This is a genomic window from Nocardiopsis sp. iso_238 (assembly GCF_056173325.1).
Map to the genome: position 1 here is coordinate 2101895 of NZ_CM149668.1, position 19490 is coordinate 2121384.

A 19490-nucleotide genomic window follows, 5' to 3' on the forward strand; every position below is an offset into this window, starting at 1 on the left:
CCCCGTGCGGACCGTGACTGCCGCGCCGGTCCCCGCTCCGTGGGGGACCGGTGACGGCGAGGCAACCAACCATGTCTGCACCGAACAATTCCTTCGACCCGGTCGAGGTGACCTCCCTGCACCCCGACGAGGTCGCCCGCATGCGCGAGGAGGCGCTGGCCGCCATCGAGGCCGCCGCCGACCTCGCAGAACTCAAGGAGGTCCGGCTCGCCCACGCCTCGGACCGCTCCCCGCTGGCCCTGGCCAACCGGGAGATCGGCGCGTTGCCCCCGGCTGCCAAGGCCGACGCCGGCAAGCGCGTCGGCGGCGCCCGGCGCGACGTCGGGCAGGCCCTCAAGGCCCGCCAGGCGGTGCTGGAGACCGAGCGCGACGAGCGCGTCCTCGTGGAGGAGCGCGTCGACGTCACCCTGCCGTGGGACCGCACTCCCCGCGGGGCCCGACACCCGTTGACCACCGTCGCGGAGCGCATGACCGACGTGTTCGTCGGGATGGGCTTCGAGGTCGCCGAGGGTCCGGAGATCGAGGCGGAGTGGTTCAACTTCGACGCCCTCAACTTCCAGCCCGACCACCCGGCCCGCAGCATGCAGGACACCTTCTTCGTCGAGGGCGCCGACGGCGGCGAGTCCGGCCTGGTCATGCGCACCCACACCTCCCCGGTCCAGATCCGCGCGCTGCTCTCGCGCGAACTGCCGGTGTACGTGGTCGCGCCCGGCAAGACCTTCCGCACCGACGAGCTGGACGCCACGCACAGCCCGGTCTTCCACCAGTTGGAGGGCCTCGTCGTCGACAAGGGCATCACCCTGGCGCACCTGCGCGGCGCCATCGACGCCTTCGTCGAGTCCGTCTTCGGTGAGGGCCTGCGGACCCGCTTCCGCGCCTCCTACTTCCCGTTCACCGAGCCCTCCGCCGAGGTGGACATCGAGTGCTTCGTCTGCCGGGGCGCCTCCGTGGGCGACCCCGACCGGCCCTGCCGCACCTGCTCCAGCGAGGGCTGGATCGAGATCGGCGGCTGCGGCGTGGTCAACCCGCGTGTGCTCACCGCCGCCGGGGTGGACCCGGAGGTCTACAGCGGCTGGGCCTTCGGCCTGGGAATCGAACGGACACTGATGTTCGCGCACGGTGTGCGCGACATGCACGACATGGTCGAGGGCGACATCCGCTTCACCTCGGCCTTCGGGAGTGAGAACTGATGCGCGTCCCCCTGACCTGGCTGCGTGAGTACGTAGAGCTTCCGGCCGACGTCTCCGCCCGTGACCTCGCCTCCCGGCTGACCCTCGCCGGGCTGGAGGTCGAGACCGTCGACGAGCTCGGCTCCGACCTGACCGGACCCGTCGTCTTCGGCCGCGTGCTGGAGATCGAGGAGCTGACCGGCTTCAAGAAGCCCATCCGCTACTGCAAGGTGGACGTCGGCCCGGCCAACGGCACCGGCGAACCGCAGGAGATCGTCTGCGGCGCCCGCAACTTCGTCGAGGGCGACCTCGTCGTCGTCTGCCTGCCCGGCGCCGAACTGCCCGGCGGCTTCCGGATCGGTGCCCGTAAGACCTACGGGCGGATGTCGGCGGGCATGATCTGCTCGGCCACCGAACTCGGCCTGTGGGAGGACCACGACGGCATCGTCGTGCTGCCCGAGGGCTTCGCGGAGATCGGCGCCGACGCCATCGCCGTCCTCGGCCTGCGCGAGGACGTCCTCGACATCGCCGTCACCCCCGACCGCGGGTACGCGCTGTCCCTGCGCGGCGTGGCGCGCGACGTCGCCGCCCTGTACGGGGTGGCCCTGCACGACCCCGCCGACGTCACCGTGGCCGAGGCCACCGCACCCGGCCACCCGGGTGCGATCGAGGACCCCGCGCGCTGCGACCGCCTCGTGCTGCGCGGCGCCACCGGCTTCGACCCGGAGGCGCCCACCCCGCTGTGGATGAAGCGCCGCCTGCACCAGTGCGGCGTCCGCCCCGTCTCCCTGGCCGTGGACGTCACCAACTACGTGATGCTCGAACTCGGCCAGCCGCTGCACGCCTGGGACCGTGACCGCGTCAACGGCGCGATCCGGGTCCGCCAGGCCGAGGCGGGGGAGAAGCTGGAGACCCTGGACCACGTCCAGCGCTCCCTGGACACCGACGACATCGTCATCGCGGACGACTCCGGAGCCCAGGCCGTCGCCGGTGTGATGGGCGGCCTCAACACCGAGATCGGCCTGGCCTCCACCAGCGTCCTGGTCGAGGCCGCGCACTTCGACGCCATGAGCGTCGCCCGCGCCTCCCGGCGGCACCAGCTCTCCTCGGAGGCCTCCCGGCGCTTCGAGCGCGGGATCGACGCCGCAGGTCAGCTCGCCGCCGCCACCCGCGCCGTGGAGCTGCTGGCCGAGCTCGGCGGTGCCACCGTCGAGACCGCCTACACGGTCGTCGACGAGTCCGCCCGGCGTGAGCCCATCGTCATCCGGGCGTCCCACGCGTCGGGTGTGGCCGGGGTCGACTATCCCGAGGGCACCAGTGAGCGGTGGCTGCGCGCCGTCGGCTGCGCCGTCGAGGCGGACGGGGACCTGCTGCGGGTCACCCCGCCCACCTGGCGGCCCGACATCACCGACCCCAACGACCTCGCTGAGGAGATCATCCGCTTCGAGGGGTACGAGAACATCCCCTCGATCCGGCCCAGCGGCTCGGGTCGGGGTCTGACCTCCAGCCAGCGCCTGCGCCGCGCGGTCGGCCGCATCCTGGCCGACACCGGCTACAACGAGGTGTTGTCCTACCCGTTCACCGCCGAGCGCGACCTCGACGGCCTCCAGCTGGCCGCCGACGACCCGCGCCGCGCCAGCCTGCGCCTGGCCAACCCGCTCAGCGAGGAGGAGCCGCTGCTGCGGACCACCCTCCTGCCGGGGCTGTTCAAGGCGCTCGCCCGCAACGTGGGACGGGGCCTCACGGACGTGGCCCTGTTCGAGACGGGCCTGGTGTACCTGCCGGTTCCCGGCGCCACCCGCGCCCCGATCCTGCCGGTGGACCGCGGTCCCAGCGCCGAGGAGCTCGCGCTCGTCGACGCGGCCCTGCCCGAGCAGCCGCGCCGCGTGGGCGTGGTCATCACCGGCGACGCCGAGCGCGCGGGCTGGTGGGGCGAGGGCCGCGCGGCCACCTGGGCCGACGCGATCCAGGCCGCCCGGGACGTCGCCCGGGTCGCCGGCGTCGACCTGGAGGTCGAGGCCGACACCCGCGCACCGTGGCACCCCGGTCGCTGCGCCGCGCTGTACGTGCGGGTGGAGGGCGAGCGCGTGCCCGTCGGTCACGCCGGAGAACTGCACCCGAGGGTCGTCAAGGCGTTCGGGCTGCCGGAGCGCACCGCGGCGGCGGAGATCGACCTCGACGGTGTCGAGCGGGCCCGCACCGGGGTGCCCGCGCCGACGGTGTCGACCTACCCGGTGGCCACCCAGGACGTGGCCCTGGTCGTCGACGCCTCGGTGCCGGTCGGCCGGATCAGCGAGGCGCTGGCCGAAGGGGCCGGACCCCTCCTGGAGAGCGTGCGGCTCTTCGACGTCTACACCGGTGAGCAGGTCGGTGAGGGTCGCCGGTCGGTGGCCTTCGCGCTGCGGTTCCGGGCCGAGGACCGGACGCTGACGGCCGAGGAGGCGGGTGCCGCGCGCGACGCGGCCGTCGCCCTGGCCACCGAGCGCACCGGCGCGGTCCTGCGCGGCTGACCCCGGTCGGCGCCGCTCCGCGAGGAGACGGTGTCGGCGGGTCGCGGCGGGGCGGGTCCTCCCATGTGAGGGGACCCGCCCCGCCTTTCTGTGTCCCTGCCGGAGTACGGGTCCGGACCCCCGCTGAGAAGGAATGCCGGAAGACCTCCCTCTGTTGTGAAACGTGCAGTGGAAGGGTTCGGATTTCAAGAAAATTGGAGGGGTGTCTTTCCAGCGTAGTAGGGGTTTTAGCGTGAGGCGGCGGGGGTAGCCGGAATGAAGTTTGGGTTTCGGGGCATGAAAGCTCGTTTTGGCTCTTGCTGTGGAGCGGCTTGAGAACTTAGCCTGCGAGTACCTGCCACGACCTGGGCGCCCAGGGAGGGGTCAGATCCGTTTTCCGCTGCGCGTTCTCGCGCATGTCACGGCTCGGAGGTCGCCATATGACCGAAACGGTTGTCTCGTCCGCGCTCGCTCCCAAGGAACACCGGGAGCCCAGCCGCCTCTGGCACACCTTCTGTGATATGAACACCGTGGCCAAGGGCCCGGAGTTCGTCGTGGCCCGCGCCGAGGGCGTGTGGCTCTGGGACCAGTTCGGTGACCGCTACCTCGACGGTACCGCCAGCCTCTGGTACTCCAACGTCGGGCACGGTCGCGCCGAGATCGCGGACGCGGTTCACCGACAGATGAGCACCCTGGACGCCTACACCGTCTACGGTGACTTCGCCAACGTACCCGCGATGGAGCTGAGCGACCGCCTCGCCGCCCACGCCCCGGTCGATGACCCGCGCGTCATCCTCACCTGCGGGGGAGGGGAGTCGATCGACACCGCCGCCAAGCTGGCGCGGGCCTACTGGGTCACGCAGGGCCAGCCGGAGCGGCAGCACCTGATCAGCCGGACCGGGGGGTACCACGGCCTCAACGGGTTCGGCACGAGCATGATCGGGATGGAGCGCTTCCGTTCCGGTTACGGGAAGCTCATCGAGGACACCTCGGTGGTCCCGCACGACTCCGCCGCGGCCCTGGAGGCCGAGATCCTGCGTGTCGGGGCGGACCGCGTCGCCGCCTTCTTCGCGGAGCCGGTGATCGGCGCGGGGGGTGTCTTCCTGCCGCCGGAGCACTACTTCACGGACGTGGCGCGGATCTGTAAGAAGTACGGTGTCCTCTTCGTCGTGGACAGCGTGATCTGCGGCTTCGCCCGTCTGGGGAACTGGTTCGGGATCGAGCGGTTCGGGGTCAGCCCGGACATGATCGTCTTCGCCAAGGGCGTCTCCAGCGGATACCTGCCGCTGGGCGGGGTCGTGGTCAACGGTCGTGTGGCCGACCCCTTCTGGAACCAGGAGGGCAACCCGTTCCTGCACGGCACCACCTACGCGGGCCACCCGTCGGCGTGCGCAGCGGCCATGGCCAACCTGGACATCCTGGAGCGCGAGGACCTGTTCACGGTCTCCCGTGAGGTGGAGACCCACCTGGACTCCGCACTGCGCGGGCTGGCCGACCACCCGCTGGTGGCCGAGGTCCGTTCCGGGGTGGGGGTGATGGGCGCGGTGGAGCTCACCGAGGAGGCGCTCACCGAGCGCGGGATCACCACGGCGGAGGTGTTCGCGGAGGCCCGCACGCGCGGGGTGATCGTCCGTCCGATCCCGAAGGCGCTGCTGGTCTCGCCGCCCCTGATCATCACCTGGGAGCAGGTCGAGCACCTGACGTCCACCCTGTACGGGGCGCTGGACGCCGTCATGGACCGACACTGACGAGGGGGAGCCCGGGCTTCCGGGCTCCCCGAGGAAGGACCCCGCAGCAGGATCCGCAGGACCCACCGGTGCACGGCGCCGGTGGGTTGATTATTTTCCCAGGAAACCTCTGTCGAGTGCTGGTATTGTGCAGTAATATTTACTGGGAAGATACTTCTTCGGGGGTGCGTAGGGTCGGCGCCCCCGGTCACACGGCAGGGGGCAGTCCATGACGGCACAGGGAGACGCCACGGTGGAGCGGGACGGCGCGGAGACCGTCGAACCGCTGGAGGCCGGGCCCAGTGACGACGATCTGATCACGACCTGGGGGCTGGTGCACGAGGCGATGAGCGCGATCCAGCCGCGCCTGCTGCACGGGATCACCCCGGACGGCAAGGACATGGCGGGCCCGTGGTTCGAGGTCCTCATCCGGCTCCAGCGCACTCCGGGGCACCAGCTGCCGATGAGCCGCCTGGCGCGTGAGGTCAGCCTCAGCACGGGCGGTTTCACCAAGCTGGCGGACCGCCTGGAGAAGGAGGGCTACCTGGAACGACACAACTGCGCCAGCGACCGTCGCGTCGTCTACGCCACCCTCACCGAGAGCGGCCTGGAGTTCATCGTCGCGACGCGGGTGCGCCACGTCGAACGCCTTCGGGAGCACGTGCTCGCGCCGCTCGGTGAGGCGGGGGTTCGACAACTCGCCACCATCGCGCGTACGCTCCGTGACAGCGCCCGCGGCTGACGCGAATCCCGGGCTGCGACTCTGTGTAGCCGAATCCCCACTCCCGTGGTGTGCCGATCCACGTGAATGTGCAGAAAACATCCCATGCGCGTTCGTTCCCATGTAGGTTGGCCAGAGTTCGGGGGCCCAACGCGGGGTGGGTCGGGAGCACTGAGGTTCCGGGGGGAATGATGAGGCTGTTCACCACTGCTGCCCAGATGAGGCCCATTCCCCGGTCGTCCCGGTTCGCCAACGGCGGCGTCTCCTTCTGGTTCCGTGAGGACGGCCTGCCCGAACGGAGATCCCCCCTCCCCGGTGACGCCGACTACGACGTCTGTGTGGTCGGAGCCGGGTACACCGGCCTCTGGACCGCCTACTACCTCAAGAAGGACCAGCCCGACCTGCGCGTCTGCGTCGTCGAGCGGGAGTTCGCGGGGTTCGGCGCCTCGGGGCGTAACGGAGGGTGGCTGTCCGCCGAGTTCTCCGGTTCCCAGGAGGACTACGCACGGTCACATGGCAAGCCCGCCATGATCGCCCTCCAGCGGGCCCTGATGAACACCGTGGACGAGGTCGTCTCGGTCACCGAGGCCGAGGGGATCGAGGCCGACGTCGTCAAGGGCGGTATGCGCCTGATCGCCAGCAACGCGGCCCAGCACGAACGCCTCCAGGCCCACATCGACTACCTCCAGGACTGGGGGTACTGGCCCGACGACATCCACATGGTCGACCTGGACCACGCGCCCCCGATCGCGGTGGACGGAGCCGTCGCCGCGGCCTACTCGCGGCATGCCGCCCGCGTCCACCCGGCCAAGCTGGTCACCGGCCTGGCCCGCGTGGTCGAGGCGCTGGGCGTGGAGATCTTCGAGGACACCCCGGTGACGGAGATCCGTCCCCGCGAGGGTTCCGAGCGCCCGTCCGTGGTCACCGAACGCGGCACCGTCCGCGCCGACCACGTGCTGCGCGCCACCGAGGGCTTCACCTCCACCTTGCGCGGGCAGCGCCGCCGGTGGCGCCCCATGTACTCCTCGATGATCGTCACCGAGCCGATCGCCGCGGACCTGTGGGAGGACATCGGCTGGGAGGGTCGTGAGCTCCTGCGCGACTCCGCCCACTCCTACGTCTACGCCCAGCGCACCGCCGACGACCGCATCGCCATCGGCGGCCGGGGCGCACCCCACCGCCTCGGCGCCTCCGAGGACAACGAGGGGGCGACCGCCCCGCAGGCCATCGCCGAACTGTGGCGTTCGTTGACCGGCATGTTCCCCGGCGTCGCGGACGCCCCGATCGAGCACGCCTGGTCGGGCGTGCTCGGGGTGCCCCGGGACTGGTCCCCGACGGTGAACCTGGACACCGCGTCCGGGCTGGGCTGGGCGGGCGGCTACTCCAGCAGCGGCGTCTCCACCAGCAACCTGGCCGGTCGTACCCTCCGCGACCTGGTCCTGGGTCGCAGCAGCGACCTCACCCGCCTGCCGTGGGTCGGACACGAGGTGCGCGGCTGGGAGCCCGAGCCCCTGCGCTGGATGGGTACCCAGGTCGTGCGCGGGCTCTACCGCTCGGCCGACCGCCGCGAGTCCCGGACCGAGGGCAAGGGCCACACCTCCCGCCTTGCCGATCTGGCCACGCGCATGCCCGGGAACTGACCCGCGCCTCCCGCCCCGGCCGCGTCCCCGCCGCACCCGTCGTACCCTCCTCGTACGCCCCCCGCTTCGACCGCCATCAGTTGCATAAAATTACACTGGCATGCATGATGGTTCAGTCCAAGCGATCAGAGAGGGTCTCACCATGGGATACACAGCGGCCATCGCCGGAGCCAGCGGCTACGCCGGGGGCGAGCTGCTGCGTCTGCTCCTGGGACACCCCGACATCGAGATCGGCGCCCTGACAGCGGGCGGCAACGCCGGAACCCCCCTCATCCAGCACCAGCCCCACCTCCTTCCGCTCGCGGACCGCACCCTCGTGCCCACCACCGTCGAGGAACTGCGCGGCCACGACATCGTCTTCCTCGCCCTCCCGCACGGGCAGTCCGCCGACATCGCGCAGCAGCTCGGTGAGGACGTGCTCGTCGTGGACTGCGGCGCCGACTTCCGCCTCGACGACTCCGCCGCCTGGGAACGCTTCTACGGCACCCCCCACGCCGGGACCTGGCCCTACGGCCTCCCCGAACTGCCCGGACAGCGCGACCGCCTCACCGGTGCCCGCCGGATCGCCGTCCCCGGCTGCCACGTCACCGTCGCCACCCTCGGCCTCTTCCCCGGCCTGGCTCAGCAGCTGGTCGAGACCGACCTCACCGTCGTCGCCGTCACCGGCACCTCCGGTGCGGGCAAGGCACCCAAGCCCAACCTCGTCAGCAGCGAGATCATGGGCGCCCTCAGCCCCTACGGGGTCGGCGGCACCCACCGGCACAACCCCGAGATCGTCCAGAACCTCACCGCCGTCACCGGCGAACCGGTCCGCCTCTCCTTCACACCGGTCCTGGCACCCCTGCCGCGCGGCATCCTCGCCACCTGCACCGCGCCCCTCAAGCCCGGGGTCACCGCCGACCAGGTCCGCGCCGCCTACGAGACCACCTACGCCGACGAACCCTTCGTCCACCTCCTCCCCGAGGGCACCTGGCCCAACACCGCGATGACCCTCGCCGCCAACACCACGCTCGTGCAGGTCACCGTGGACGCCGACGCCGGACGCATGGTCGCCGTCGCCGCCCTGGACAACCTCACCAAGGGCACCGCGGGCGGTGCGCTCCAGAGCACCAACATCGCCCTCGGCCTGCCCGAGACCACCGGCCTCCCGCTCGCCGCGGTCGCGCCCTAAGGAGGGGCCGACATGAGCGTCACCGCACCCCAGGGCTTCCGTGCCGCCGGCGTGACCACCGGAACCGGCGCCGGTCACGCCCGCGACCTCGCCGTCGTCGTCAACGACGGCCCCGCACGCGCGGCCGGGGCGGTCTTCACCGACCACCCCGCACCCGCCGCGCCCGTCCTGTGGACGCGGCAGGTCGTCTCGGGCGGACGCGTCCGCGCGGTCGTCCTCCACTCCGGCGGCGCCAACGCCGCCACCGGGCCGCCCGGCTTCCAGGCCGCCCACGCCCAGGCCGAGCACGCCGCCGACCTCCTGGCCGACTCCGCCGCCGAGATCGCGCTCTGCTCCGCCGGGGAGACCGGCGCCGTACCGCCGACCGCGCCCCTGAACACCGCCCTGGCGGACGCCCTCGCCCAGGCGGCCCGGGGCGGCGGGCTCGCCGCCGCCGACGCCGTCCGCACCGACGACACCGTCGCCAAGTTCGCCTTCCGGCGCGGCGAGGGCGTCACCGTCGGCGGCATGGCGAAGGGCCCCGACGCCTCCGTCGGCTCCGCCCTGTGCGTCCTGACCACCGACGCGGCGCTCAGCCCCGAGCAGTGCCAGCGCCTGGTCACCGACGCGGCCGCCTCCACCCTCGCCCCGCTGACCGGCACCAACGACACCGTCCTGCTGATGGCCAGCGGCGCCGCCCCGGACACCCCGGACGAGTCGGCGGTCGCCCTGCTGCTCACCCGGGTCTGCGAGGAGCTCGCGGCCCAGATCGCGGCGGACACGTCCGCATCCCTCACCTCCGAACCCGGAGCCCCCCAGGACAGGCAGGCCCACCAGTGAACTCCGCGACACCCACCACCCGGGACCAGGCCCAGGCCATGGACAAGGCCGCGCACCTCATCGAGGCGCTGCCCTGGCTCTCCCGCTTCCACGGCCGCACGGTCGTGGTCAAGTACGGCGGCAACGCCATGATCAGCGAGGAGCTGCGGGTCCGCTTCGCGGAGTCCATCGTCTTCCTCTACTACGCGGGCCTGCGCCCCGTCGTCGTCCACGGCGGCGGGCCCCAGATCAGCGCCATGCTGGACCGCTCCGGCGTGGAGTCCAGCTTCACCGCCGGGCTTCGGGTCACCACCGACGAGGCCATGGACATCGTCCGGATGGTCCTCACCGGCCAGGTCAACCGCGAGATCGTCGGGCTCGTCAACCAGCACGGCCCCTTCGCGGTCGGCATGTCCGGGGAGGACGCCAACCTCCTCTACGCCGAACGCAAGAGCGTGGAGGTGGACGGCCGGGCCGTCGACATCGGCCGGGTCGGCGAGGTCAGCGAGGTCAACCCCGGCGCGGTCTCCGCGCTCATCGCGGACGGCCGCATCCCCGTGGTCTCCAGCGTCGCCCGCGCCGACGACGGCGGCGTCTACAACGTCAACGCCGACACCGCGGCCTCCGCGCTCGCCGTCGCCCTGGGCGCGAGCAAGCTCATCATGCTCACCGACGTCGAGGGCCTGTTCGCGGACTACCCGGCCAACACCGACCTCATCCGACGCCTCAACGTGGACGAGCTCCGCGCCCTCCTGCCCTCCCTCTCCTCGGGGATGCTCCCCAAGATGGAGGCCTGCCTGACGGCGGTCGAGGGCGGCGTGCCCCAGGCCCACATCATCGACGGCCGCGTGCCGCACTCCCTGCTCCTCGAGGTCTTCACCGACCTGGGCGTCGGCACGATGGTCGCTGACGAGGAGCTGGAGGCCGAACTCCTCTCCGGGAACGGCCACTACCCGCGCCCCTGGCGCCCCACCCATACCTCCGAACAGAACACGGGAGCCCACAAGTGACCAGCAGCGACCTGAGGGAGCGCTTCGCCGCCTCGCTCATGCCCAACTACGGCGTGCCGCCGGTGGCCCTGACCCTCGGTCGCGGCTGCGAGGTCTACGACGCGGACGGCCGCCAGTACCTCGACCTCATCGCGGGCATCGCCGTCTCCAGCCTGGGACACGGACACCCCGCCCTGGTCAAGGCGGTCGCCCACCAGGCGGCCACCCTCGCCCACACCAGCAACCTCTTCGTGCACGAGCGCGAGGTCCAGCTGGCCGAACGCCTCGTGGAGCTGGTCGGCGGCGACGCCAAGGTCTTCTTCGCCAACTCCGGTACCGAGGCCAACGAGGCCGCGCTCAAGCTGGTCAAGCGCGCCGCCGGATCCGGCCGCCACTACTTCGTGGCCGCCGCCAAGGGCTTCCACGGCCGCTCCGCCGGGGCCCTCGCCCTGACCGGCAAGGACGCCATCCGCGAGCCCTTCGGCCCCTTCGGCACGGACGTGCGCTTCGTGCCGCACGGTGACATCGACGCCCTCACCGAGGCGGTCGACGAGAACTGTGTCGCCGTGTTCGTCGAACCCACCCAGGGGGAGGCCGGAGTGGTCCCCGCCCCCGAGGGCTACCTCGCCGGGGTCCGCGCCCTGTGCGACCGCACCGGCGCCGCCTTCGTCCTGGACGAGATCCAGAGCGGCATCGGCCGTACCGGCCAGTGGTTCGCCCACCAGGAGGAGGGTGTACGCCCCGACGTGCTCACCCTCGCCAAGGGCCTGGGCGGCGGGCTGCCCATCGGTGCCTGCGTCGGCTTCGGCCGCTTCGCGGACGCCTTCCAGAAGGGCGACCACGGCTCCACCTTCGGCGGGAACCCCGTGGCCTGCGCCGCCGCGCTGGCCGTCATCGACACCATCGAGACCGAGGGCCTGCTCGCCCACACCAAGGTGATGGGCGACCTGCTCGCGGAGCAGATCGAGGGCATCGACCACCCCCTCCTGTCCGGACAGCGCGGCAGCGGTCTCTGGCGCGCCCTCGTGCTCACCGGACCGCACGCGGCACACGTCCAGGAGCAGGCGGCGGTCCGCGGCTTCCTGGTCAACGCGGTCGCCCCCGACGCGATCCGGCTGGCCCCGCCCCTGGTGATCACCCCCGAGCAGATCGGCGTGTTCATCGAGGCCCTGCCCACCATCCTCGACGCCGCCGAAGCCGCCGCCACGAAGGAGCAGCAGTCATGACCCGGCACTTCCTGCGTGACGACGACCTCACGCCCGAGGAGCAGACCCGCGTCCTCGACCTGGCCGACGAGATGAAGCGGGACCGCTTCGCGTACCGCCCCCTGGCCGGGCCGCGCACCGTCGCCCTGCTCTTCGACAAGCCCTCGACCCGGACCCGGCTGTCCTTCTCGGTGGGCGTGGCCGACCTCGGCGGCAGCCCGCTGGTCCTGGACTCCGGCAGCACCCAGATGGGGCGCGGCGAACCCCTGGAGGACACCGCCCGCGTCCTGGAACGCCAGGTCGCCGCCGTCGCCTGGCGCACCTTCTCCCAGGCCGACGTGGAGAACCTCGCCCGGCACATCGGCGTCCCGGTGATCAACGCGCTCACCGACGAGTTCCACCCCTGCCAGATCCTCGCGGACCTCCAGACGGTCCGCGAGGTCAAGGGCTTCCTGGCCGGGCTCACCCTCGCCTACCTCGGTGACGGCGCCAACAACATGTCCCACTCCTACCTGCTGGGCTGCGCCACCGCCGGGATGCACGTACGGATCGGTGCCCCCGAGGGGTTCCACCCGGACGAGGTCGTGCTGACCCGCGCCCGCGAGATCGCGGAGGGCACCGGCGGGTCCGTCACCGTCACCACCGACGCCCGGGAAGCGGCCGAGGGCGCCGACGTCGTGGCCACCGACACCTGGGTCTCCATGGGACAGGAGGACGAGAAGGAGGACCGCGAGGCCCCCTTCCGCCCCTACATCGTGGACGAGGACCTCATGGCCGTCGCCCGGCCGGAGGCGATCGTCCTGCACTGCCTGCCCGCGTACCGGGGCAAGGAGATCACCGCCGGGGTCATCGACGGCCCGCAGAGCGTGGTCTGGGACGAGGCCGAGAACCGGCGCCACGTGCAGAAGGCGCTCCTCACCCACCTGCTGGAGAGCAGCGACGAACCCGAGTCCGACCCCGAGACGCGATGAGCCACGACCCCAGCGGCCCGGCACCCATGACCAAGGCCGCCCGGCACGCCCGCATCACGGACGTCCTCACCCGCGAGGACGTCCGTTCCCAGGGGGAGCTGGCCAAACGCCTCTCCGAGGCCGGAGTGCAGGTCACCCAGGCCACCCTCTCCCGGGACCTGGACGAACTGGGCGCGGTCAAACTCCGTACCGCCGACGGTCACCTGGCCTACGTGCTCCCGGGGGAGGGCGGCGAACGCCTCCAGCGCACCCGCCCCGACACCCTCAGCCTCGAACAGGTCTCCGGGGCCCGCCTCACCCGGCTGGCCGAGGACCTGCTCGTCTCGGCCGAGGCCTCCGCCAACATGGTCATCGTGCGCACCCCTCCGGGGGCCGCGCAGTACCTGGCGTCGGCCATCGACCACACGGACTTCCACGCCATCCTGGGGACCATCGCCGGGGACGACACCATCCTGGTGATCTCCCGCGACCCCCAGGGCGGGGAGGACCTGGCCGCGGCGCTGCTGCGGCTGGCCGACCGCAGACCCTGACGGCCCGCGCGCCGTCGAACCCAGCTCCGGACGGCCAGGCGCCGTCCCGCACCACCCGAAACGTCACGAAGGAGACCACGATGGCCGACCAGCCCGAGGCCCTGCGCCTGTGGGGCGGCCGCTTCGAGGGCGGACCGGACCAGGCCCTGGCCCGCCTCTCGCTCAGCACCCACTTCGACTGGCGCCTCGCCCGCCACGACATCGCCGGATCGCGCGCCCACGCGCGCGCCCTGCACCGCGCGGGTCTGCTCACCGCCGACGAACTCGACCGCATGATCGCGGGGCTGGACCGGCTGGAGGCCGACGTGGCCTCGGGGGACTTCACCCCCGTGCTGGAGGACGAGGACGTGCACACCGCGCTGGAGCGCGGGTTCATCGAGCGGGTGGGTGCCGAACTCGGCGGACGACTGCGCGCCGGACGCTCCCGCAACGACCAGATCGCCACCCTGGTCCGCATGTACCTGCGTGAGGAGGCGCGGTCCATCGCGGACCAGCTCCTCGACCTCGTGCGCGCCCTCGCGGACCAGGCCGGGGCCCACCCCGACGCCGCCATGCCGGGCCGCACCCACCTCCAGCACGCCCAGCCCGTCCTCCTCGCCCACCAGCTGATGGCGCACGCCTGGCCGCTGGTCCGCGACGTCGAGCGGCTCCGGGACTGGGACCGCCGCGCCGCCGTCTCCCCGTACGGCTCCGGCGCACTGGCCGGTTCCTCCCTGGGGCTGGACCCGGAGGCGGTCGCTGACGAACTCGGTTTCCCGGCGTCCTCGGAGAACTCCATCGACGGCACCGCCGCCCGCGACGTCGTCGCGGAGTTCGCCTTCGTCACCGCCATGATCGGCGTGGACCTGTCCCGGCTCTCGGAGGAGGTCATCCTGTGGGCGACGAAGGAGTTCTCCTTCATCACCCTCGACGACGCCTTCTCCACCGGCTCCTCGATCATGCCGCAGAAGAAGAACCCCGACGTGGCCGAGCTCGCCCGGGGCAAGGCCGGTCGGCTCGTCGGTGACCTCACCGGCCTGCTCACCACCCTCAAGGGGCTCCCGCTCGCCTACAACCGGGACCTCCAGGAGGACAAGGAGCCGGTCTTCGACGCGGTGGACAGCCTGCACCTTCTGCTCCCCGCCATGACCGGCATGGTCGCCACGCTCACCTTCCACACCGACCGGATGGCGGAGCTGGCCCCGCAGGGATTCTCCCTGGCCACCGACATCGCGGAGTGGCTGGTCCGTGAGCGCGTCCCCTTCCGCGACGCCCACGAGATCGCGGGCACCTGCGTGCGGGTGTGCGAGGAGCGCGGCATCGACCTGCCCGAGCTCACCGACGCCGACTTCGCGGAGATCTCCGAGCACCTGACCCCGGGCGTGCGCGAGGTCCTCACCGTCGCGGGCTCCCTGGCCTCCCGCGCGGGCCGGGGCGGGACCGCCCCCGTCCGCGTCGCGGAGCAGCTCGACCGGCTCCGCGCCGACGTCGAGGAGCACCGCAAGGCCTTCGTGTCCTAGGGGTCCCCGGGGCCGTCCGTCGCGCGGACCGGATCAGTCCGAGCGGCGGGCGGCCCAGACGGAGCGCACGGTACGCACCGTCAGGTCGTCCCGGTGCGCGATCCCGCCCGGGGCCTCGGGGTCCAGCAGCCGGTCGAGCGCGGCCAGGTCCTCGGGCGCCAGCTCGTCGACCACGCTCTCCCTGAGGCGTCGGAGGCTGGTGAGCGCGTAGTCGACGACCACCGGGTCACCGGCGCCCTCCAGCCCCGCCGTCAGGGTGCGTTCACCGTCGACGCGGAACCCGTTGGCGGTCAGCTTCTCAGCCCAGTCGGCGCCCCGGTGCGGCACGTGTCCGGCGTGCCACCGGTCGCTCACGGCGTGCAGGGTCTCCTCCAGCCCCGGGCGGTCCTGCGGGGCGTCCCCGGGCAGGAAGCGCGGGAAGCCCGAGAGCTCGACCAGGGCGAGCAGTCCTCCGGGCGCGAGCAGGTCGCGGGTCCGGCGCAGGGCGAGGTCCGGGTCGGCCATGTGGTGCATGGAGGCCGAGGCCCACACCAGGTCCGGGGAGCCGAGGTCGGGCCAGTCCGTCTGGTCGAGGTCGGCCAGGACCGTGCGCACGCGGTCGGCCGACCCGGCCTCCCGGGCCTTCGCCCGCAGCCGGTCGAGGTGTTCGGCCGACGAGTCGACGGCGGTCACGCGCGCCTCGGGGAAGCGGGCCAGGAGCGGGAGGGTTCCGGCCCCGGTTCCGGCCCCCAGGTCGACGATCTCGCGCGGGTCCTCGTCGAGGGGCAGCCAGGCGATGACGTCGTCGGTCAGCGGGGCCGTGACCCGCGCGTCGAGGTCGAGGATCCGCGCCTGGTCATGGGAGCCCGGCCCGTGCTCGTGCGCGTGTCCCGTGCGGTGGCCGTCGTGGTCGTGGCCGTCGTGGTCGTGGCGGTCCTGCCCCGGGTGGTGTCCGTGGTGCGTGTGAGAGTGCGTCATGGTGCCAGGCTAGGCCGACCTTGCGCCGACGGCAGCACTTCTTTCGCCAAAGGCAAGAGAGTGTCCGCGGAGGCTGCCGAACGCGCAAGCCCGCGCGCGCCCCGGCTCAGGAGGGCGAGGTCCCGGCGTCGGCTCGCTGGTGGCCCCGGCGGGCGTCGCGGTCGAAGATCCCGAGGATCTCGCACGGGCCGCCCTCGGCCCCGATCGCGTGCGGAAGCATGGTCGGGAACTCGGCCGCCTGGTTGGTCTCGATCCGGATGCGCCGGTCGCCCAGCAGGAGCACGGCGGTTCCGGACAGCACGACCAGCCATTCCCGACCGGGGTGCGCCCGCATCCGCGAGGGCTGGTCCGGCGGGGGATCGGTCAGCCTCTGGCGCATGACGGTCATGCCGGGGTCCGCCCGCACCGGCCAGCGCAGCGTGCCGTGGGCGCCGTCCACCATCGGGCTGGAGACGACGTCGTCGGTGGCGCTCTCCACCAGCTGGTCCAGGGTGGTGTCCAGCGCCCGGGCCAGGGTCACGAGGCTGTCGAGGGCGAGCCTGCGCTGCCCGTTCTCGATCCGGCTCAGAGTGGACTGGCTCAGCCGGGCCCGAGCGGCCAGCTCCTCCAGCGACCACCCCTGCGCCACGCGGAGGGCACGGATGCGCCCCCGCACCAACCGGTCCAGATCACGGTCCTCTTGCGTCATGGGCAGCACCCTATGTCCTCAACGCAAGGAACGCCCGAGGTCGGACTTGTGTCGTCATCATCTGACATGCGAGTACACACCACTCGACCGGTGTGCCGAGGGCCCGTGCCCCCGAGCGAATCCAATCTCCGATTCCCCCCGCACCAAGGGGAAGAGTGCGGTAGCGTCCTGAGTCTGCGGACACCGCACGTGTTTCCATCTGCGCGTACCGTGACGACCCGTGCGGGGACCGGCACGCATCAGGCGTGGTCTCCGGTGCCCGTCGTCGAGTCCGTGGGAGGAGCGCAGTGGGTCAGCCAGTGAGCACGGGTCGCGGGCCCAGGTCCGGTAGCGGGCCAGGGATCAGAACACAGCTCAACCGGATCGTGCTGATTCCCAGTATCACCTTCCTCGCGCTGTTCGTGCTGCTCAGCACGGCCACCCTCGCCCAGGCCCTGTCCCTGCACCACTCCGTCACCGACGGACGGGCCGGGGCCGACCTCGCCGGGGCGCTCACCGCGCTCCAGGACGAACGCCGTCTCGGCGTCGACTTCGTCACCGACCCCGGCGGCGACCGCCGACAGGCGCTCGTCGAAGCCGCGCGGACCACCGACGAGGCGTTCGTCCAGCTCCGCCAGGTACGCGACACCCTGGAAGGTGACGGACAGGAGCCCGAGGCACTGGCCCTGGCGTTCTTCGGCTCCCTTGAGGACGTCCAGGCGCTGCGTACCGACAACCTCGCCGACCCCGGCCCGGTGGCCGACGTCCTGGACACCTACACCGGAGCGATCGAACAGGGCATCCGGCTCTACTCGACCACCGTCCAGGGGCTCGACGACGGGCTCGTCTCCGACGCCGCCTCGGAGGCCGACAACCTGCTGTGGGCCCAGGAGAGCTTCGGCCACGCCGACGCCGTCATCACCGCGGTGCTGGCCGAGAACGAACTCACCCGCGCGCACCAGGCCGAGATCGCCTCCCTCACGGGAGACACGCGCCGCAGGCTGAGCGCCGAGGAACTCCCCGACGAACTCTCCGAGGACCAGGGTTCCGTCGCACGGGCGGAGACCGGAACGGCCACCGTCGAGGACGCCGAGGAGGACCAGGCCTCGCGCGTCGAGCGGATCCCCCGCGGCGCCGCGTGGGTCGAGGCCATGGGGGTGGCCGACACCCTCGTCCAGTACGAGGCGCCCGTGGACGTGGACCCCCTCACCGGGGAGCTCCGGCGCGATCCCGCACCGCCCGCCGGTCTCGGCGCCTGGCGCGAGGCGGCCGACGAGGTCAACACCGGGCTGGCCGAGGTCACCACCGACAGGGTGGACAGCGTGGTCACCTCCACCGAGGAGGCCAGCTCGTGGATGTTCACGATGGCGCTCGGCGGCGGCATCACCTCCCTGTTCGCGGGAACCGTCGCCTACGGGGTGGCCGCCAGCTCGGCCAGCCGCCTCACCTACCGGCTGGCCAGGCTCCGCGCGGAGACGCTCGGGATCGCCCGCAGCGACCTCCCCCGGATCGTGCGCCGTCTGGAGGCGGGCGAGAGCGTGGACCTCGACACCGAGATGAAGCAGCTCGACCACGGCACCGACGAGGTCGGACAGGTGGCGGACGCCTTCAACATCGCCCAGCGCACCGCCGTCGGCGCCGCCGTCAAGCAGTCCGACATCCGGGCGGGCGTCAGCCGGGTCTTCCTCGGCATCGCCCACCGCAACCAGTCCCTCGTGCAGCGGCAGCTCCAGCTCCTGGACCGTGTGGAGCGCGAAGAGGAGGACCCGGACCTGCTGGAGAGCCTCTTCCAGCTCGACCACCTCGCGACCCGGGGCCGCCGCCACGCGGAGAACCTCATCATCCTCGGCGGCGCCCAGCCCGGACGGCGCTGGCGCCACCCCGTCCCCCTCGTGGACATCCTGCGCGGAGCGATCTCCGAGACCGACGAGTACGCCCGGGTCGAACTCACCTCCGTGCCGGACCTGTCCCTGGTGGGAGCGGTCGTCGCCGACGTCATCCACCTGCTGGCCGAACTGGTCGAGAACGCGACCGCCTACTCGCCGCCCCACACCAACGTCACGATCGCCACCGACAACGTCCCCAAGGGCGTGGTGATCGAGATCGAGGACCGCGGCCTGGGCATGACGGAGGAGGTGCTGGACGAGAACAACGCGACGCTCGCGGAGGCCCCGGAGTTCGACGTCATGACCCCCGGGACGGACGGCCGCCTCGGCCTGTTCGTCGTGGCCAGGCTCGCGCTCAAGCACGAGATCGGGGTGCAGCTGCGGCACTCGCCCTACGGAGGCACCCGTGCCGTGGTCCTCGTCCCCGGCGCCCTGGTGGTCTCCAGCGGCGGTGCGCCGGTGGAGCGTCCCCGGGCGGCGGTGCTCGCCCGCTCCAACTCGGTCCGCCCGGAACCCCACGCGGGAGCCGAGCACGACGACCCCGCCGACCTGCTCGCCGCCGAGGCGGGCCCCCGGCACGCCCGCCCGGTCCTGCGGTCGGTCCCCGAACACGACGACCGGCCAGCGGACGAGACCGGTGACCACGTCCCCGGCGGACCGCTGCTGCGCCAGGTCCCGGACCTGACACCCGAGCCCGAGCCCGCGTCCGGGCCCACGCCCACACCCGCGTCCGGTCAGCGGCCCGGAACCACGGGCCACGCGCCCCTGCCCCGAAGAGGAGGAGACGAGACGGGAGCCGGGTCCAGACCGGACCGGGCCGGACTGCCCCGACGCAGGCGACAGGCCAACCTCGCACCCCAGCTCCGCGACGACCCCTCGACCGGCTCGGGTCCGTACGACTCCGAACCGGTGTCGCAGCGCAGCCCCGAACAGGCACGCCGCATGATGGACGCCTTCAGCGCCGGAACCCGACGCGGTCGAGCCGAGGAGATCGGCCGCGACGGACCCGGGCACAGCAGTGATGACCAGGTCGGTGCAGCCGCCGACGACCACACAGGAGAGAGCGACTGA

General features: G+C 72.3%; 15 protein-coding genes. 13 read left to right on the forward strand and 2 right to left on the reverse strand.

The window, feature by feature from the left end; genetic code table 11:
- Window positions 1-71 precede the first annotated feature (71 nt).
- The 12 genes from pheS (at window position 72) to argH (ending at window position 14909) form a co-directional block, all read left to right on the forward strand.
- Window positions 72-1190, forward strand: a complete 1119-nt coding sequence (gene pheS / locus AC0VYL_RS09370) for a phenylalanine--tRNA ligase subunit alpha (protein ID WP_475482879.1) — start codon at window positions 72-74, stop codon at window positions 1188-1190.
- A complete protein-coding gene (gene pheT, locus AC0VYL_RS09375) occupies window positions 1190-3679 on the forward strand; it encodes a phenylalanine--tRNA ligase subunit beta (RefSeq protein ID WP_475482880.1) in 2490 nt (829 codons plus the stop codon). The genes pheS and pheT overlap by 1 nt, the downstream gene beginning before the upstream one ends.
- A 500-nt stretch (window positions 3680-4179) precedes the next feature.
- Complete coding sequence (locus tag AC0VYL_RS09380) at window positions 4180-5406, forward strand: aminotransferase family protein (protein WP_475483494.1); 1227 nt, start codon at window positions 4180-4182, stop codon at window positions 5404-5406.
- Window positions 5407-5731: 325 nt separating this feature from the next.
- Complete coding sequence (locus tag AC0VYL_RS09385; protein WP_475462986.1) at window positions 5732-6127, forward strand: MarR family winged helix-turn-helix transcriptional regulator; 396 nt, start codon at window positions 5732-5734, stop codon at window positions 6125-6127.
- Window positions 6128-6324: 197 nt separating this feature from the next.
- Window positions 6325-7746, forward strand: a complete 1422-nt coding sequence (locus tag AC0VYL_RS09390) for an NAD(P)/FAD-dependent oxidoreductase (protein ID WP_475461337.1) — start codon at window positions 6325-6327, stop codon at window positions 7744-7746.
- 142 nt (window positions 7747-7888) lie between these two features.
- Complete coding sequence (argC, locus tag AC0VYL_RS09395; protein WP_475461340.1) at window positions 7889-8917, forward strand: N-acetyl-gamma-glutamyl-phosphate reductase; 1029 nt, start codon at window positions 7889-7891, stop codon at window positions 8915-8917.
- A 12-nt stretch (window positions 8918-8929) separates the two neighbouring features.
- Window positions 8930-9736, forward strand: coding sequence for a bifunctional ornithine acetyltransferase/N-acetylglutamate synthase (locus AC0VYL_RS09400; protein WP_475482881.1), 807 nt, complete (start codon window positions 8930-8932; stop codon window positions 9734-9736).
- 38 nt (window positions 9737-9774) lie between these two features.
- On the forward strand, window positions 9775-10725 hold the full coding sequence (gene argB / locus AC0VYL_RS09405; protein WP_475462987.1) for an acetylglutamate kinase: 951 nt from the start codon (window positions 9775-9777) through the stop codon (window positions 10723-10725).
- The gene (locus AC0VYL_RS09410; RefSeq protein WP_475461345.1) at window positions 10722-11930 is read left to right on the forward strand and encodes an acetylornithine transaminase; all 1209 of its coding nucleotides are present in this window, start codon (window positions 10722-10724) and stop codon (window positions 11928-11930) included. The genes argB and AC0VYL_RS09410 overlap by 4 nt, the downstream gene beginning before the upstream one ends.
- On the forward strand, window positions 11927-12880 hold the full coding sequence (gene argF / locus AC0VYL_RS09415; protein ID WP_475482882.1) for an ornithine carbamoyltransferase: 954 nt from the start codon (window positions 11927-11929) through the stop codon (window positions 12878-12880). Before AC0VYL_RS09410 ends, argF begins: the two co-directional genes overlap by 4 nt.
- Complete coding sequence (locus AC0VYL_RS09420) at window positions 12877-13410, forward strand: arginine repressor (protein WP_475461350.1); 534 nt, start codon at window positions 12877-12879, stop codon at window positions 13408-13410. Before argF ends, AC0VYL_RS09420 begins: the two co-directional genes overlap by 4 nt.
- Window positions 13411-13490: 80 nt before the next feature.
- Entirely contained in the window at window positions 13491-14909 is a 1419-nt protein-coding gene (gene argH / locus AC0VYL_RS09425; RefSeq protein ID WP_475461353.1) for an argininosuccinate lyase, read from the forward strand.
- 33 nt (window positions 14910-14942) lie between these two features.
- Here argH and AC0VYL_RS09430 read toward each other — a convergent pair whose 3' ends face one another.
- Both AC0VYL_RS09430 and AC0VYL_RS09435 read right to left on the reverse strand, forming a co-directional pair.
- Window positions 14943-15866 (reverse strand): class I SAM-dependent methyltransferase, encoded by a 924-nt coding sequence (locus AC0VYL_RS09430; protein WP_475482883.1) that lies wholly within the window; start codon window positions 15864-15866, stop codon window positions 14943-14945.
- A 106-nt stretch (window positions 15867-15972) separates the two neighbouring features.
- Window positions 15973-16554 (reverse strand): helix-turn-helix domain-containing protein, encoded by a 582-nt coding sequence (locus AC0VYL_RS09435; RefSeq protein ID WP_475482884.1) that lies wholly within the window; start codon window positions 16552-16554, stop codon window positions 15973-15975.
- 287 nt (window positions 16555-16841) lie between these two features.
- On the opposite strand from AC0VYL_RS09435, the gene AC0VYL_RS09440 reads away from it, so the two are divergent.
- Window positions 16842-19490: a sensor histidine kinase gene (locus AC0VYL_RS09440; RefSeq protein ID WP_475482885.1), complete on the forward strand. Its 2649-nt coding sequence runs from the start codon at window positions 16842-16844 to the stop codon at window positions 19488-19490.